The following is a 16,309-nucleotide window of genomic DNA, read 5'->3' on the forward strand; positions in this document are numbered from 1 at the left end:
ACCTGGAAGATCGGCGCTTCCTCGTCCTTGTTGATCGCCACGATCACCTTGGAGTCCTTCATCCCCGCCAGGTGCTGGATCGCTCCCGAGATGCCCACGGCGATATAGAGCTCCGGCGCGACGATCTTGCCGGTCTGCCCCACCTGCATGTCGTTGGGCACGAAGCCCGCGTCCACCGCCGCGCGCGAGGCGCCGATCGCCGCCCCCAGCTTGTCGGCGATGCCGTCGAGCAGCTTGAAGTTGTCGCCGTTGCCCATGCCGCGCCCGCCGGAGATCACCACCCGGGCACCGCCCAGCTCGGGCCGGTCGCTGGCGGCCAGTTCCTGCTTGATGAAGGTGGACTGGCCGTTGTCGACCACCGTGTCCACGCTTTCGATGGCGGCACTGCCGCCCTCGCTCCCTCTATCAGGGCAGGCATCGAAGCCGGTGCTGCGCACGGTGATGACCTTGAGGGTGTCGGCGCTCTTGACCGTGGCGATGGCGTTGCCGGCGTAGATCGGGCGCTTGAAGGTGTCGGCGTCGATCACGGCGACGATCTCGGAGATCTGCGACACGTCCTTGAGCGCGGCCACCCGCGGCAGGATATTCTTGCCAGTGGTGGAGGCGGCCGCCAGTACGTGGCCGTAGTCGCCGGCGAGTTCGGCGATCAGTGCGCCCATGGGCTCGGCGAGCTGGTGGGCGTAGGCGGCGTGGTCGGCGACGCGCACCCTGGTCACGCCATCGAGTTTCGCGGCGGCCTCGGCCACGGCGCCGACGTTCTCGCCGGCCACGAGGATGTCGATCTCTCCACCGATCTGTCGGGCTGCCGCGACCACGTGGGCGGTGGCGCCGGCGAGTTGGCCGTCGTGATGGTCGGCCAGAATCAAGATGCTCATGCGATCCGCTCCCTTCAAAGCACTTTGGCTTCGTTCTTGAGTTTGTCCACGAGCTCGTCCACGGAGCCCACCTTGATGCCGCCCTGGCGCTCGGCCGGCGACTCGACCTTGAGCAGCGTGACCTTGCTCGCCACCTCGACGCCGAGTTCCGCCGGGGTCGTGACGACCAACGGCTTCTTCTTGGCTTTCATGATGTCGGGCAGCTTGGCGTAGCGCGGCTCGTTGAGGCGCAGGTCGGTGGTGACGATGGCCGGCAGCGTCAGCTCGACGGTCTGCAGGCCGCCGTCGATCTCGCGGGTCACCTGCAGCGTTTTGTCACCCTCGTCACCGCTGAGTTTCACCTCGGAGGCGAAGGTGCCCTGGGACAGGCCCGCCAGCGCGGCGAGCATCTGCCCGGTCTGGTTGTTGTCGGTGTCGATGGCCTGCTTGCCCAGGATCACCAGGCCGGGCTGTTCTTCCTCGACCACCTTGGCCAGCAGCTTGGCCACCGCCAGCGACTCGACGCGCTCATCGGTCTCGGCTGACGTATCGATATGCACGGCACGGTCGGCGCCCAGCGCCAGCGCGGTGCGCAGTTGCTCCTGGGCGGCCTTGGGGCCGATGGTCACGGCGACCACTTCGGTGGCCACCCCGCGCTCCTTCAGACGCACGGCCTCTTCCACGGCGATCTCGCAGAAGGGGTTCATGGCCATCTTGACGTTGGTGAGGTCGACGTCGGAGTGATCCGCCTTGACGCGGATCTTGACGTTGTAATCGATGACGCGTTTGACCGCGACGAGTACTTTCATGGTGTCCTCGCTTGGTTCGTTCTAGGAACCGTCTGGTTAGGGACACGCCGAGCGACCCGGTCAGTGCCCAGTCTCTCAGCGCTTCCTTACAACCGGCTGACATGCCCTTCATGTTTCATGCAAGCGTATGATAGGCGCCGCACCGAAAAACCTTTCCAATGTGCCACAGCCCGGCCTGTGGCAACAATCCCCGCAACGCTCGAACCTTGGCGACTCACTGGGCCAAGTCAGGCACATTGCCCATCGTAGGGGTGTCCCGAGTCGTTTATTATGCCTATCATGGAGAATATCTAGAAGCAAACGACCGTTTTAAAAACGTCGACATTGGTGGTATAGCGGGTTGGGTGGAGCGGAACCGCTAGCCGTCCGCGTCGTGGCCGAGGGAGGAGCAGCCGGATGTCAGAGCAAGTAGAGCGTGATTCGATGGATTTCGATGTGGTCATCGTCGGTGCGGGTCCGTCGGGCCTGTCGGCAGCCTGCCGCCTCATGCAGCAGGCGGGCGAGGCCGGGCAGGAGCTGACGGTTTGTGTGGTGGAGAAGGGTTCCGAGGTGGGCGCGCATATTCTCTCGGGCGCCGTCTTCGAGCCCCGCGCCCTGGCCGAACTCTTCCCCGATTGGGAGGAACGTGGCGCCCCGCTCACCACGCCGGCCATTCGTGACGAGCTCTATCTGCTCAAGGATGCCGAGAAAGCCCAGAAGCTGCCCAACGCTCTGGTGCCGAAGAGCATGCACAACACCGGCGGTGGCATGACCCGCCATGTGATCAGCGCCGGCAACCTGTGCCGTTGGCTGGCCGAGCAGGCGGAGGGGCTCGGCGTCGAGGTCTTCCCCGGTTTCGCGGCGCAGGAGATCATCCAGGATGAGGATGGTACCGTCAGGGGCATCCTGATCGGCGATATGGGCGTTGCGGCAGATGGCACGCCGAAGGACAGTCACATGCCGGGCATGGAACTGCGCGCCAAGTACACCCTCTTCGCCGAAGGCGCTCGTGGTCACCTGGGGAAGCGCCTGATCAGCCGGTTCAAGCTCGATGAAGGCAGGGACCCGCAGCACTACGGCATCGGGCTCAAGGAACTGTGGGACATCCCTGCCGACAAGCACGAACCGGGTCTGGTGCTGCATGGCTCCGGCTGGCCGCTGGCCAAGGATACCCACGGTGGCTGGTTCCTCTATCACGCCGAGAACCAGCAGGTCGTGGTCGGCCTGATCATGGACCTCTCCTACCGGAACCCCTGGCTGTCGCCGTTCGACGAATTCCAGCGCATGAAGCATCATCCGGTGCTCAAGCAGCACCTGGAAGGCGGCAAGCGCGTGGCCTACGGGGCGCGGGCCATCACCAAGGGCGGCCTCAATTGCCTGCCGAAGATGACCTTCCCTGGCGGCCTGCTGATCGGCTGCGACGCCGGCACCCTCAACTTCGCCAAGATCAAGGGCCTGCATACGGCCATGAAGTCCGGCCTGGTGGCGGCGGAAACCGTGTTCGAGGCGATAAAGAGTGGCGACGAGGGCGGCAACGAGTTGACCGCGTTCACCGCGAAGTGGGAAGCGAGCTGGGCCTATGCCGAACTCAAGGAGAGCGCCAGCTTCGGTCCGGCGATGCACAAGTACGGCACCGTGGGCGGCGGCGCCTACAATTTCATCAACCAGCTGCTCGGCGGCAAGCTGCCCAACGTTCATGACACCACACCGGACCACGCCGCACTGAAGCCCGCCAGCGAGTTCGAGAAGATCGACTACCCCAAGCCGGACGGCAAGCTCTCCTTCGACAAGCTCTCCTCGGTGTTCCTGTCGAACACGAACCATGAGGAGGACCAACCTTGCCACCTGAAGCTCGACGACCCGGAGTTGCCGATCCGCGAGAATCTGCCCAAATACGCCGAGCCGGCACAGCGCTACTGCCCGGCGAGCGTCTACGAGGTGGTCGAGGGCGACGATGGCAAGCCGCGGTTCCAGATCAACTTCCAGAACTGCGTGCACTGCAAGACCTGCGATATCAAGGATCCGGCCCAGAACATCACCTGGGTGGCACCGGAAGGTGGCGGCGGTCCCAATTATCCCAACATGTAAGAGGCAAAAGGGCGTGTCGTGGCGCGCCCCGTCATGTCTCTACCGCTATGCGCGGTATGGCCAGGCAAGCGCCTGCTGCAGCGCCTGTGCCACCCTCTCCTGCTGGCTGGCCTCGAGGTAGGGATGCATGGGCAGGCTGAGAATTTCCTCGCATACCGACTCGGTGACCGATAGTCGACCGTTGTGATCCGCCACCGCGGGCTGCTGGTTCAGAGGTACCGGATAATGCACCGCGGTTGGCACACCGGCTTCGGCCAGGCTGGCCCTCACCTCCTCGCGGCGCGGTACGCGAATACTGTACTGGGCGTAAACACTGGTATTGCCGTCGGCAATACGTGGCGTGGAGGTGGTCCCGACGTCCTGGAGCAGCCGATCATAACGCTCGGCGACCTGCTGACGCTGCATCAACTCGTCGTCGAAGATATCGAGCTTGGCCAGCAGGACAGCCGCCTGCAGCGTGTCGAGCCGGCTGTTCATGCCTAGCCGGGTATGACGGTAGCGACTCGCCTCGCCATGGCACGCAACGAGACGCACTGCCTCGGCCAGCTCGTCATCGTCGGTGAACAGCGCCCCGCCGTCTCCATAGGCGCCGAGCGGCTTGCTGGGAAAGAAGCTGGTGCAGGCGATCCGGCTCAGGCCGCAGGAACGGCGACCGTGGCGCGTGGCACCGAAGCTCTGGGCGGCGTCCTCCACCACTACCAGGCCATGGCGCAAGGCCACGGTCTCCATCGCCTCCATATCGGCGCATTGGCCAAACAGGGAAACCGGCATGATGGCACGGGTCCGCGGTGTGATGGCCGCGTCCAGCCGCTCGGGGTCGAGCAGGTAGGTTTCCGGATCGATATCCACATAGACTGGCCTGGCACCTGCCAACATCACACTCTCGGCGCTGGCAATGAAGGTGAAGCCGGGCACGATGACCTCGTCACCGGGGCCGATATCGAGCGCCATCAGGGCGATCTGCAGGGCATCGGTCCCACTGGCGCAGCCAATGCAGTGCAAGGCATCCACATATTCCGCCAGGCGAGCTTCCAGCTCGCCGACTTCTGGCCCCAGGACGTAGCGGCCATGATTCAGCACGTCCTGCATGGCGGCCTCCAGTCGTGGCCTGATCCTGGCCTGCTGGGCCGCGAGATCGATGAATTGCATGGGCACGCCCTCTGTTTAACGGTCATTGGCTCCGGTAGCGAGACGAGCGGGCCCGAGCGTACTCAACTGGGGATGCGCCTCCCCCTCATGCGGCGGCTCGGGGGTGGCCAGGCCCAGCTGATAGACCGTTTCCAGGCAGTGACGCACGGCCTCGATTCCGAACCCGCGGCCGGCCAGGATTTCCCGGTAGCTGACGGTATGCAGGTCAGTGAAGCCGCTGGAGAACTCGAACTCCTCGCCATCACAGGTAATGCTGCGATAGGTTGAATGGTGTGCACGTACGCGTTCAGGCAGGTCTTCGGTGTCGATGGAGAGAAACCAGCGCACACGGGCCTTCTCGTACTCCAGGTAGCCGGCAGCCTTGTGCTCGTCGTGGTAATGCAGCACCTGATGCGTCAAGTCACCGAAGATCACGCGCAGCATGTCGAAGAAATGTATGCCGATTTCGGCCATGACGCCGAACGACTTGCGCGGATCGCCCTTCCAACTGGCCAGGTACCAGGGTCCCCGCGCCGTGACGTAGGTCAGCTCGACCTCGTACCGCCCGGCGCGATTCTCGGCGCTCACCTTGTCGCGCAGTTCGTGGATCGCCGGATGATGGCGCAGCTGCATGATGCTATAGACGCGCCGCTCCGTCGCCTTCTCCACACTGCGCAGCTCATCGAGCTGTGACGGCATCGACACGAGAGGTTTCTCGCATATGACGTCGCAGCCGAGTTGCAGCCCGGCAGTGATATGGGCGCTATGCAGGTGGTTGGGCGAGCATACGACCCAGTAGTCGATTGCCGTTTCGCCTTGCCTGCGCAAGCGCCAGGCATGCTCGAGAAAGTACTCGAATTCGGTGAAAAAGGCACAATCCGTCGAAATGGAATCGATGATACCCACCGAATCGTTGATATCATAAGCTGCCACCAGGCGGTTCCCCGTTTCCTTGATGGCCTGCATATGGCGAGGCGCGATATATCCTGCCGCACCAATCAGCGCAAAGTTCATGAAATGCCTCCTTGGCCTTTTGCTTCCGAATACCGCACTCCATCGCCAAGAGTCGATAGCCTGGGGATGAGCCTCCCCTATCCCAGCCTCCATCAAAGCTTAGTCGCGTTCAACCGGCCGTGACGGATCCTGGACCCATTCGCTCCAGGAACCGGGATAGAGACGAGGCAGAGCGCGCCCGGCAATGGCATAGGCCAGGATGTTGTGACAGGCGGTGATGCCGGACCCGCAATAGGCAACGGTCGAATCGGCCCGGGGCAGCTCGGCATCGAGCTCGGCAGGCGATTTGAAGTGGCCGCTATCGGTCAGGTTGGCGGCGCTGGGGCGGCACCGGGCTCCGGGTATGTGCCCTGCCACCGGGTCGATGGGCTCGGCCTCTCCACGGAAGCGCTCCTCACTACGCGCATCGACCTTCAGGTCTCCCCCGGACAACACCTCGTCAACATCAACCAGGGCCGCGGTGTCGAAGCGTGGCTGCCAGTGGCTGGCGATGGGCAGGGGTTCGCTTCCTGTCACAAGCTCGCCGCCACTCTCCTGCCAGGCACGCAGGCCTCCATCCAGCACCCTGACATCCGGGTGGCCGGCCCAGCAGGCCAGCATCCACCAGGCCCGGGCGGCAGCCATCTGTCCTCCCATGTCATCATGGAGCACGACCATCATGCCAGGGGCAACGCCAAGCCTCTGGAGAACGGCTGTGAAGTCGGCAGGTGCCGGCAGTGGATGGCGTCCGCCTTCGCCCGGTTCCCCGGCCAGGTCGCGGTCCAGGTCGAGGTGATGGCTGCCGGGGATATGGCCTGCCTGCCACAGGCCATGCCCGGCTCCTGGATCGCCCAGGCGCGCTCGGCAGTCGAGTATCCGGGGCGGGTGAGGCCCCTCCAGCCATTCGTCCAGTTCATTGGCGGTGATCAGCACGTGTCGCATGCTCGCTCTCCTTTCACTGTATCGATGGTACCGGCCAAGGGGGCAACAGCTCGATGGGCGCACGCCGCGCCAGCAGACGTCGGCGGCCGGCCTGGGAAAAACGCACTTCTATGATCGGGTCCGCCGGATCCCCTTCCACCACGGCAACTTCACCCTCACCGAAGACGGCATGACGCAACCGCTGCCCCGGTCGGTACTCATGGACCGAATAACCGGCGCCGGGCTCTGCCACAACCGATGCCTCACTGGCTATCAGCGGCAGCTCGCGGCCCAGTGCCTCGAGATAGCCCGACATCAGCGGCGGAGAGGTGACGGCCAGAGGGGAAGTGTCCGTATCGGCGCCGGTCAAGCGGGCATCGACTTTCGCACAGTCCTGCCAGGCGGTTTCGGCAATGAAGCGGCTAGGTCGATGCTCGCCGCCGTCATGCAGGATCAGCAGGCGTTCCTGTGTACGGGTGATCGCGACATAGAAGAGCCGCCTTTCTTCCTCCAGCCGTCCGGGCGTCAGCGGGTTGTCCCTGCTGTAGTGCGGAAAGTCTTCCTCATTGGCGCCGGCAAGGAGCACCATCGGCCATTCCAGCCCCTTGGCACCGTGCACGGTGGTGATCAGCATGCCATCGGCATGGTTTTCCACGGGGCGCTCCAGTAGCTCGATGAAGGCATCGATGTCTTTCACCTCACCCGCCTGCTCGACGAGCACATCGAGCAGGCGTACGTCCTCCTCGCCTTTTTCACGGCGCGCCGCGGCACGCCTGAGCACCTTCTCGGCATCCAGGCTCTCCACCACGTGCGCCAATAGGCGAGCCGGTGTCCAGTTGCCGCGACGCGGCAGCTCACAAAGCAGGGCCCAGCGCCGTTTCAGGTTGCGGCGCTGGATCGGCTTGAGTCCGGATAGCAAGGAATCCTCCCGTCCGGGAAAGGCCTGGGTTTCCGTCAATCGAAGGGCCAGCGCCGATAACCGTTCACGCGCCACGAAAGGCGTTGGCTGCTCCAGCAGCCGCAACACCAGCGCCGGGTCGTGGAGCAGCGCAGGATTGCGGGCAAGCCGAAGGTAGCCGGACAGGGCCTGCACCAGCGGCAGGCGGAACACGAAGCGATCCTCCCGGGCAAGCCTGAATGGGATTCCCGCCTGCAGCAACTGGAGCTGGAACGGCACCGACAAGGCCCAGCTGCGCACCAGCAGACAGGCCTCATGGAGCTGGCGTCCCTCCCGCTGCCAGCGTCCCAGGGCGCCCAGCAACGCCCCTCTTTCCTGTTCGACGGCTACCTTCGTGCGGGGATTTCCGGTGGCAGCCAGGCACAGCTGATCGGGTCCTCGACGGTTGGCGGCAATGACATGGTTGGCCGTCAATGCCAACGCATGGCCGTGGCGAAAGGTGGTGGAAAGCGGGTAATCGGTGGCCGGCCCGAAGGTGGCGGTGAAATGCTCACGCATGGTATCGGGATGAGCCCCACGCCACTCGTAGATGCACTGGTTGGCATCCCCGACCGCCATCACATCGGCTTCACGCCCGGCCAGTGTCGCCAGCAGACGTAGCTGAGCCTGGTTGATGTCCTGGTATTCATCGATGATCACATGATCCAGGAAACCCTGGACGCGACGTGCCAACTGCGGGTCGGCTTCCAGCGCACGGACGGGGCGATAGAGCAGATCGGCATAGGTCATCAGGCCCTGATCGGCCAACAGGGTCTCGAGACGCTGGAATGCCGCCACGAAATGCTTGGTCTCGTCACTGTAATCGTGATGCTCATACAGAGCGTCGGGTGCTGTCATCTCGGCCTTTACCAGGCCGCAAAAATGGGCGAACGCCTCGAGGGTATCCGCCTCCAGGGCCGCCTCGCGACGCTCGGCATCGTCCTCCAGCACGCCCAGGGTCGCTTGGCGTAGCAGGCGCTCCACCTGCCAGTCGGCGGAAAGCAGTTGCCGCGGTGCCAAGACTCCCCAACGGGTCAGGCTACCGGTCAACCGGTGACCCAGGGAGTGGAAGGTACGGACATCGGGGAGCCGTTGTCCGGAAGGTGCCATCGCCGCCAGGCGCTGCTGGAAGTCCTCGCGCGCCGAGCGATTGAACATCAGCACCAGGATACGTGTCGCGGGCACTCCCCGAGACAGCAGATGCAATACCCGGGCAACCAGGGTGGTTGTCTTGCCAGCGCCTGCAACCGCCGCCACCCTGGCATGACCCGGGCCATGTTCGATCACGGCCCGCTGTTCTTCCGTCAGCCTCACGAATCCTCGGCCGGCAGATCGCCGAGTGGCTGCCAGGTTTCGGCGCTAGTCAGACCCAGTTCGATGCGCCCCTCCTCGCCCTGACGCTGCTCGGCACGCTCCACCAGGCGATAGAAGACATTGCGTCCCAGACGAGCCGATAGCCCAAAGCGAACCGCCACTTCAGGCACCGCCACGGCATCGGGCGTCTCGCTCACCACCAGGCGATGCTCCCCGTCAAGGCGCAGCCTATCGCCAACGTTGGTGGTCAGCCACCAGCTGTCGCTCTCGTCGTCATGCTCGGCGTCGACGATCACGAAGGGACGATCTTCGACCTGGATGCGCTGCTTCTCGACCGGGGTCACCAGGTAATAGTGACCGTCCTCTTCGCGGCGCAGAAGCGTCGACAGCAGCCTGATCAGGCGAGGCCGGCTCATGACGGTACCTTCGTGAATCCAGCGTCCATCCGCGGCGATCAGAAGATCCATCTCACCGGCCTGGCCGGGGTGCCAACGGTCCAGCGGCGGGATTTCGCCGACAGGCTCCACGTGCTCAAGCAATGGTTCCAGGTTCATGTCCACCTCTCCGGCTGGTTCGCTCGATACGAGACGCTGAATACCAGTCTATACCAGGCCGGCATTGGACAAGGCGTCACGAATCGCGGCGGGTGCCTCGGGAACGGCAGCCCGAAACAGCCGGTAGAAATTGGCGGTGGTCTGCATGGCGACCTCCTCCACGCTGATGCCCCGCTCGGCGGCGATGCACTCGGCCACCTCGACCACCCAGGCGGGCTCATTGGGCTTGCCGCGATGCGGTACCGGTGCCAGGTAGGGGCTGTCGGTCTCGATCAGCAGGCGGTCCAGCGGAATCTTGCGCGCCAGCTCACGCAACGCGGTGGCATTGCGGAAGGTGACGATACCCGACAACGAGATATAGAAGCCGTGGCGCACCGCCTCCCGGGCCATGTCGATATCTTCGGTGAAACAGTGCAATACCCCGCCTGTCGACGGGTCGGCGTGCTCGCGAATCAGCGCCAGGGTATCCTCGCGCGCCTCGCGGGTATGCACGATGATCGGTAGCTCGAGCTCGCGGGCGGCGATCAGGTGACGGCGGAAACGCTCGAGCTGCACCTCCCGAGACGGCACCTTTTCCGGCGACTTGTCCAGATAATGGTAATCGAGCCCGCACTCGCCAATGGCCACGGCACCATGCCGCTCGGCGGTCTCCCTGATGGCCTCGATATCGGGCTCGCCATCCACGCGGTGCAGCGGATGGACACCGGCGGAAATCACCACGTCATCGTGCTCGCGGCTGATCCGCGCCAGCTCGGATACATCGTCCAGCGTCACGGCAATGGCCAGGAACTGGTTCACATCGCGGGCACGGGCCGCATCAAGGGTTGCACCGAGATCCCCCCCATGGGTACCAGGGTCGAGGCGATCAAGATGACAGTGGGAGTCGACGAACATGGCGGCGCTTCTTCGTTCAACATCGAGGCAGGCAGGGTATCACGAAAGCACCAGGCCGATGGACAGCAACACGCTGTAGAGCAGCGTGCCGATGACGGTCTTCTTCAGCATCGCCGTCAGGATTTCTCCATCACTACTCTCGCTCAAGGTCCTGGCGGCATCGACGAGAGGCTTGAGGGCGACCAGAAAAAGCCAGGACCAGCCATTCGCACCACGCATTGCCAAGAAAACCAGCGTCAGCATCGAGGCCGTCATCAGCAAAGCCCAATGATAGACGATGGCTCGCGGGCGTCCCAACCGAACGGCAAGCGTGATCTTGCCGCTGGCCGAATCGCTTGCAATATCGCGTATGTTATTGATGTTGAGCACGGCAGTCGCTAATAACCCACAGGCGGCCGCCGGCAATAGCAGTATCCATGCGAGCTCATGGGCGAAGAGGTAGTAGGCCCCCAACACACCGAGAAGGCCGAAGAAAAGAAACACGGAGATGTCTCCGAACCCCCGGTAGCCATACGGTGTACACCCCATTCCCACGGTATAGGTAATCGCCGCCACGATGGCGACTCCGCCAAGCAAGGTGAAAGCCAACATGCGAGGCCAGTCGGCACCGAACGAGACGTAGAGCAGGGCCAGGCCTGACACTGCGGCCATCAGGGCCGTCAGGACAATCGCCACGAGCATCCGACGGGGAGCGATAAGCCCCGCCATCACGGTACGCGCCGGTCCGGACCGGCCTTCTCCATCGGCCCCTGACACGGCATCGCCATAATCGTTGGCAAGGTTGGAGAGTATTTGCAGCAAGACGGCAGTGAGCAATGCCAGTGCTAGTATGCCCATATCGAAGACATCATGGCTCGCCGCCAGGCCCGCTCCCAGAAGTACGGAGGAACAGGCCAAGGGCAATGTACGAAGTCTCATGGCCAACAGCCAAGCATACAGCCCACGGTTCATCGGATAATTCCTGATCTCGGGCCCTTCCCTTTTCGACATAAATACACCATCAGCAACGACAGGGTGCCCGTCGGCATCGATAGATTCCAAGCCACAAGAGGGGTTTTGACATGGGACCAGACGATACGACCGCACGTCTGGAGTATCTTCGCTAGCCTAATCGGAATGCCGGCAATGCTCAACCGGCGACTGACCAGTGGCACCTCAAGATAATATCAATGCACGCCATGCCATGGCCGACGATACATAACCGCTGGATTTCAATCACCTAGTTGAGATAAGCTTGACGTTTATCAAGCCTTCCTCCTGGCTATTCATGTACGATTCCTCATGATCTGTGATCCATATACCAACAATATTCTCACCGATTCCTTCAGTACGACTTCAATGAACCACGGCAGGATGAATCACCGCCACGAATACATTCATCACCGATCAACCATCACCCCATATCGACTCAGCATGAGCCCGTTTTTTATACACGGGGCCTCATGAGACATTGGAAGTAGTAACAGGAGAGCTGGAATGCTTGGTGAATTTTTCAGAAAAAATCAATATGCCGCAGGTATGTGGTTATTGCTACGCCTCTATCTGGGCATCACATGGCTCACGCTTGGATGGGGAAAGATCACGGGAGGATTCAGCGCCGAGTGGTTCCTTGCGGATGCCGTCGAGAACCCCGTGATGCGTGAAGGGAGTCTCGTATACCCCAACTACGTCGCCTTCCTTGAGCGTTTCGCCCTGCCCTATGCTGACCTCATCAGCTTTTGCGTGGCCTGGGGGGAACTGCTGGTGGGCCTGGGTTTGATATTCGGCGTACTCACCTCGGCGGCGGCATTCTTCGCGATCGTCATGAACATGTCGTTCCTCATGGCCGGCACGGTCTCCATCAATCCCTGGATGATCATGCTATCGATATTCCTGCTGGTGGCAGGCGCCAATGCAGGGCGTTACGGGGGCGATCATTGGGTTCTCCCCTACTTGAGGGCGCGTTTCGGCCTGCGATGATGGCGGACTATGATACCCCCGTGTTTTGATGGTCCTGGTCGCCTGGTCATGCCGCCTTCCGCCATCACCAGGCGCCTGAGTGCCATGCGCACCCAGACACCTAGCGGCTTCGTACGCCTGGGCTGGCCCGTCATGGTCGAGCGTCCCCTGGAGTGGCTGCGTGCGCAATCCGTGCTGCCGCGTTTCTACTGGCGCTCCAGAGGGAAAGACGCCTGCGAACATGCGGGGATCGGCTGCGCTCACCTGGTCACCGCGACGCATGAATGGGAGCCGGCCGCGTCACCGGACGGCGTCGAGACGCCGCGCTACTTCGGCGGCCTGGCCTTCGACGCCGAGGCACTGGGCTGGCCCGGCTTCGGCGCCTGTCGCTTCGTGCTGCCACGCCTCGAACTCGAGCATCGAGCGGGCCGAGCCGTGCTCTATCTCAACCTGTACTTCGATGGACGCGACCGCGACGCGGAGCTGGATGCAGCCGAAGCGGCCCTGAACGCCTTGCGCCCGGCGCTGTCTCCCGCCCCCTTGACGCCAACCGGATTCACTCGCCACGACCGTCCCTCCGCTCGGGAGTGGGCCGAGTGGATAACGCAGGCCACGCTCCTCTCCGACCAGGCACGGACGCCAAAGGTAGTGCTCTCCCGCGAGAGCCGCCTGGCCACTGCCCAGCCGGTGGATCCCTGGATACTGCTGAACCAGTGGCGCCAACTCGCCGGCGACTGCTTCCATTTCGGCTTCCAGTTCGCCCCGGAAGCGGCCTTCATCGGCTGCTCCCCTGAACGCCTCTACCGACGCGAGGGCACCCGGCTGCTCAGCGAGGCGCTGGCCGGCACCTCGCGGCGCGACGGCGATCCCGCCCGGGACGCGGCGCTGGCGGCCGAGTTGCTCGCCGATCCCAAGAACCGCCGGGAGAATCAACTGGTGCATGCCGACATTCTGGCGCGGCTCGCCCCGCTCTCCCACCACGCCAGCCTCGCGGAGCCCGGTATCGTCAAGCTGCGCGCGCTGCAACACATCCGGCGCGACATCGAGGCCGAGCTGCATCCCTGGGTGCGCGATCGGCACCTCCTGGCCGCGTTGCATCCCACGCCGGCGGTCGGCGGCACGCCGCGCGACGCGGCGCTGAAGTTCATCCGCCGTCACGAGAGCCACCGGCGTGGCTGGTACGCCGGCGCCTGCGGCATGTTGAGCCATGAGACCACCGAACTGACGGTGGCCATTCGCTGTGCCCGCGTCACCGCCGGGGCGGTGACACTGTATGCCGGAGCAGGCATCGTCATCGGTTCCGTCCCCGCCGCCGAATGGGACGAGCTGGAAGCCAAGATCGCCGACGTTATGTCCTTGCTGGGATGAGATCGCCATGTCCACCGATGCCGCCACGCCCCCTTTCCCCCGCCACCACGATACTTTCAACCACCTCTGGGCCGCGCTGATGCTGGAGGAACTCCAGCGGCTCGGTGTCCGGGACATCGTCCTGGCGCCGGGCTCGCGTTCCTCGCCCCTGATCATGGCGGCCGCCGCGCATCCGGGGTTTCACCGTCACCGACACTTCGACGAACGCGGCCTGGGATTCCTGGCACTGGGCCTGGCCAAGGGCAGTCGTCGCCCAGTGGCGATCATCACCACCTCGGGCACGGCGGTGGCCAACCTCCATCCGGCGGTGATCGAGGCCTCCCAGAGCGGCGTACCGCTGGTGCTGCTCTGCGCCGATCGTCCCGTCGAGCTGATCGACAACGGCAGCAATCAGGCGATCGACCAGCGAGACATGTTCGCCCGCCACGTAGTCTTCCACCGCGACCTGCCCAGCCCTACCCCCGACATCGCGGCGGCCTTCGTGCTAAGCACCCTGGACCAGGCACTGGCGCACCAACGTCGCCACCCCGGCCCGGTCCACCTCAACTGCCGCTATCCCGAGCCGCTCTACCCCGGCGAGCGCCCCATCGACGCCAGCGCCTACCTGGCGCCGCTGGGCAACTGGCTCGGCACCGCTCGCCCCTGGAGCCCCTGGGAACCGGTACCCGGCGGTTGCTCCCCCCTGCCGGATTGGCAAGCCTTCCAGGCTCGGCCCGGCCTGGTCGTCGCCGGATGCATCGACGATCCCGCCGAGGGCCGGTGGGTGGCGGCGCTGGCCGAACGGCTCGGCTGGCCGCTGGTGGCCGACCTGCAGAGCCAGATCCGCTTCGATGGGCGCAATCTGCGCCATGTCGACCTGGCACTCCACGACGACGCCTTCGTGGACGAGCTAAGGCGCGCCGAGGTGTTGCTGCAGTTCGGCGCCCGGCTGATCTCGAAGCGCCTGGGACGCTTCATCGCATGGCACACGTGGCGCGACTACTGGCTGGTCGACCCCCATCCTTCCCGCCTCGATCCCGATCATCGCGTGCGGCGGCGCCTGGTGTGCCGGCCCAGCGAGTTCATTGCGGCCCACCCCTCGCCGTCCCAGTCTTCTCCGCCAAGCGCGCCCTGGCACCGGCTGGCCGAGCGTCAGGCGAGGACCAGCGCCGCCGTCGAGGCGGCCTGCAGCCACTTTTCGGAGGTAGGCATCTGCCACCGCCTGGCCCGCCTGGTGCATGGCCAACTGATGGTCGGCAACAGCCTGCCGGCACGCCTGATGGAGATGCTCGGCACCACCGGTGCGGGACCCAGCCGGGTAACGACCAACCGTGGCGCTTCGGGCATCGATGGTCTGATCGCCACCGCCTGCGGCTTCGCCCTGAGCCGCGACGAGCCCACCACCCTGCTGCTCGGCGATATCAGCGCACTGCACGATCTCAACAGCCTGGCCCTGCTAGGCCAGGCGTCACACCCGCTGGTGGTGATCCTGCTCAACAACGACGGCGGCAGCATCTTCCGCCTGCTGCCGGTGCCGTGCCAGGAAGGCCTTCTGGAGAGCGACTATCTGCTGCCCCATGGGCTGAGCTTCGAACATGCCGCCGCCATGTTCGGCCTGGGCTACGCGGCCCCGACCACGCTGGACGAATTCGAGACATGCTACGCTGAGGCGCTGCAATCGGGAGCGACCTTGATCGAAATCAAGGTGCCTGGCGAACAGGTCGCCGAGGATATCGAAGCGCTGGGAGCGAGTCTGCGTGAACGCTGACCTCTCGATACCGGCCCCACCACCGAAACCGGACGAAGCGCCCATCGTACTGCTGCATGGCCTGCTCGGCGATCGCCGCGACTGGCGCGCACTCATCGAGCGGCTCCCCGAGCAGGAGTGCATCGCGCTAGAGTTGCCCGGTCACGGCGCCAACCGCCATCGGCAGGTCGACTCCTTCGACGAGGCCGAGCGCTGGTTCACCGAAGCCCTGGCGGCACTCGGTGTCCCGCGCTATCGGCTGCTGGGCTACTCCCTCGGCGGGCGCCTGGCGCTCTACCACGCCAGCCAACGTCCGCCGGGCCTGGTGAGCCTGCTACTGGAGAGTGCCCACCCAGGCCTGCCGGTCGACGAACGAGCCGCCCGCTTGTCGCACGACATGGCCTGGGCCGGGCGTTTCGGGGGCGAGCCGCTCGAGGCAGTGCTGGAGGATTGGTATCGACAGCCGGTGTTCGCCGACCTGGACGCGGCGACACGCAGGCGCCATGTCGCCCGCCGTCTCGACAATGACGGCCCCGCTGTGGCGGCGATGTTGCGTGCCACCTCACTCGGCAGGCAGCCCGACCTTGTCGCCTGGCTGAGCGACGCCGGGTTGCCGGTCTGGTATCTCTCCGGCCGCCGCGATGCAAAGTTCCATGGGCTGGCTTGCCGACTGGCGCAGCGCTGCCACCACGTCAGGCATGTGGCGCTCGACGGCGGGCACAACCTGCACGCCACCCGCCCCGGCAACGTGGCCGAGGCGGTACGCGCCTGGTGTCGCGACGGCTCCCCGCAGGAGTGATCACTCA

General features: G+C 64.4%; 14 protein-coding genes. 5 read left to right on the forward strand and 9 right to left on the reverse strand.

Features of this window, described 5'->3' with window-relative positions:
• Nucleotides 1-875 (reverse strand): electron transfer flavoprotein subunit alpha/FixB family protein (locus C1H69_RS11055; RefSeq protein WP_102653468.1); only part of this gene is annotated, 875 nt, incomplete at its 3' end.
• 14 nt (nucleotides 876-889) lie between these two features.
• Nucleotides 890-1,663: an electron transfer flavoprotein subunit beta/FixA family protein gene (locus C1H69_RS11060; RefSeq protein WP_102653469.1), complete on the reverse strand. Its 774-nt coding sequence runs from the start codon at nucleotides 1,661-1,663 to the stop codon at nucleotides 890-892.
• Nucleotides 1,664-2,059: 396 nt separating this feature from the next.
• On the opposite strand from C1H69_RS11060, the gene C1H69_RS11065 reads away from it, so the two are divergent.
• A complete protein-coding gene (locus C1H69_RS11065; RefSeq protein WP_102653470.1) occupies nucleotides 2,060-3,730 on the forward strand; it encodes an electron transfer flavoprotein-ubiquinone oxidoreductase in 1,671 nt (556 codons plus the stop codon).
• Between the two features lie 45 nt (nucleotides 3,731-3,775).
• Here the strand turns inward: C1H69_RS11065 and C1H69_RS11070 are convergent, their stop codons facing one another.
• The 7 genes from C1H69_RS11070 to menA form a co-directional block, all read right to left on the reverse strand.
• A complete protein-coding gene (locus C1H69_RS11070) occupies nucleotides 3,776-4,879 on the reverse strand; it encodes a DegT/DnrJ/EryC1/StrS family aminotransferase (RefSeq protein ID WP_102653471.1) in 1,104 nt (367 codons plus the stop codon).
• A gap of 15 nt (nucleotides 4,880-4,894) precedes the next feature.
• Nucleotides 4,895-5,872 (reverse strand): Gfo/Idh/MocA family oxidoreductase, encoded by a 978-nt coding sequence (locus C1H69_RS11075; protein ID WP_102653472.1) that lies wholly within the window; start codon nucleotides 5,870-5,872, stop codon nucleotides 4,895-4,897.
• 99 nt (nucleotides 5,873-5,971) lie between these two features.
• A complete protein-coding gene (locus C1H69_RS11080) occupies nucleotides 5,972-6,793 on the reverse strand; it encodes a sulfurtransferase (RefSeq protein WP_102653473.1) in 822 nt (273 codons plus the stop codon).
• Nucleotides 6,794-6,806: 13 nt separating this feature from the next.
• On the reverse strand, nucleotides 6,807-9,023 hold the full coding sequence (locus C1H69_RS11085; protein ID WP_102653474.1) for an ATP-dependent helicase: 2,217 nt from the start codon (nucleotides 9,021-9,023) through the stop codon (nucleotides 6,807-6,809).
• Complete coding sequence (locus tag C1H69_RS11090; RefSeq protein WP_102653475.1) at nucleotides 9,020-9,577, reverse strand: DUF1285 domain-containing protein; 558 nt, start codon at nucleotides 9,575-9,577, stop codon at nucleotides 9,020-9,022. Before C1H69_RS11090 ends, C1H69_RS11085 begins: the two co-directional genes overlap by 4 nt.
• 48 nt (nucleotides 9,578-9,625) lie before the next feature.
• Nucleotides 9,626-10,471 (reverse strand): TatD family hydrolase, encoded by an 846-nt coding sequence (locus C1H69_RS11095; RefSeq protein ID WP_102653476.1) that lies wholly within the window; start codon nucleotides 10,469-10,471, stop codon nucleotides 9,626-9,628.
• A gap of 39 nt (nucleotides 10,472-10,510) precedes the next feature.
• Nucleotides 10,511-11,512: a 1,4-dihydroxy-2-naphthoate octaprenyltransferase gene (gene menA, locus C1H69_RS11100; protein ID WP_422666896.1), complete on the reverse strand. Its 1,002-nt coding sequence runs from the start codon at nucleotides 11,510-11,512 to the stop codon at nucleotides 10,511-10,513.
• Nucleotides 11,513-11,947: 435 nt separating this feature from the next.
• Here menA and C1H69_RS11105 point away from each other — a divergent pair, with 435 nt between their 5' ends.
• Genes C1H69_RS11105 through menH form a run of 4 tightly spaced genes read left to right on the forward strand, consistent with a single transcriptional unit; the run spans nucleotide 11,948 to nucleotide 16,302 of the window.
• Entirely contained in the window at nucleotides 11,948-12,430 is a 483-nt protein-coding gene (locus C1H69_RS11105) for a DoxX family protein (RefSeq protein ID WP_102653478.1), read from the forward strand.
• Between the two features lie 48 nt (nucleotides 12,431-12,478).
• The gene (locus tag C1H69_RS11110; protein WP_102653500.1) at nucleotides 12,479-13,777 is read left to right on the forward strand and encodes an isochorismate synthase; all 1,299 of its coding nucleotides are present in this window, start codon (nucleotides 12,479-12,481) and stop codon (nucleotides 13,775-13,777) included.
• Nucleotides 13,778-13,784: 7 nt separating this feature from the next.
• Nucleotides 13,785-15,524: a 2-succinyl-5-enolpyruvyl-6-hydroxy-3-cyclohexene-1-carboxylic-acid synthase gene (gene menD, locus C1H69_RS11115; protein WP_102653479.1), complete on the forward strand. Its 1,740-nt coding sequence runs from the start codon at nucleotides 13,785-13,787 to the stop codon at nucleotides 15,522-15,524.
• Nucleotides 15,514-16,302: a 2-succinyl-6-hydroxy-2,4-cyclohexadiene-1-carboxylate synthase gene (gene menH / locus C1H69_RS11120; RefSeq protein ID WP_240609910.1), complete on the forward strand. Its 789-nt coding sequence runs from the start codon at nucleotides 15,514-15,516 to the stop codon at nucleotides 16,300-16,302. Before menD ends, menH begins: the two co-directional genes overlap by 11 nt.
• Nucleotides 16,303-16,309: the final 7 nt, after the last annotated feature.

The sequence above is a fragment of the Billgrantia endophytica genome (genome assembly GCF_002879615.1).
GTDB lineage: Bacteria > Pseudomonadota > Gammaproteobacteria > Pseudomonadales > Halomonadaceae > Halomonas > Halomonas endophytica.

What these genes read in the sequence shown, in the direction of transcription:
- C1H69_RS11060 (WP_102653469.1), bottom strand. Translation starts at nt 1,663, where the DNA reads ATGAAAGTACTCGTCGCGGTCAAACGCGTCATCGATTACAACGTCAAG.
- C1H69_RS11075 (WP_102653472.1), bottom strand. Translation starts at nt 5,872, where the DNA reads ATGAACTTTGCGCTGATTGGTGCGGCAGGATATATCGCGCCTCGCCAT.
- C1H69_RS11105 (WP_102653478.1), top strand. Translation starts at nt 11,948, where the DNA reads ATGCTTGGTGAATTTTTCAGAAAAAATCAATATGCCGCAGGTATGTGG.
- C1H69_RS11080 (WP_102653473.1), bottom strand. Translation starts at nt 6,793, where the DNA reads ATGCGACACGTGCTGATCACCGCCAATGAACTGGACGAATGGCTGGAG.
- C1H69_RS11095 (WP_102653476.1), bottom strand. Translation starts at nt 10,471, where the DNA reads ATGTTCGTCGACTCCCACTGTCATCTTGATCGCCTCGACCCTGGTACC.
- C1H69_RS11070 (WP_102653471.1), bottom strand. Translation starts at nt 4,879, where the DNA reads ATGCAATTCATCGATCTCGCGGCCCAGCAGGCCAGGATCAGGCCACGA.
- menD (WP_102653479.1), top strand. Translation starts at nt 13,785, where the DNA reads ATGTCCACCGATGCCGCCACGCCCCCTTTCCCCCGCCACCACGATACT.
- C1H69_RS11110 (WP_102653500.1), top strand. Translation starts at nt 12,479, where the DNA reads ATGCCGCCTTCCGCCATCACCAGGCGCCTGAGTGCCATGCGCACCCAG.
- C1H69_RS11090 (WP_102653475.1), bottom strand. Translation starts at nt 9,577, where the DNA reads ATGAACCTGGAACCATTGCTTGAGCACGTGGAGCCTGTCGGCGAAATC.
- C1H69_RS11065 (WP_102653470.1), top strand. Translation starts at nt 2,060, where the DNA reads ATGTCAGAGCAAGTAGAGCGTGATTCGATGGATTTCGATGTGGTCATC.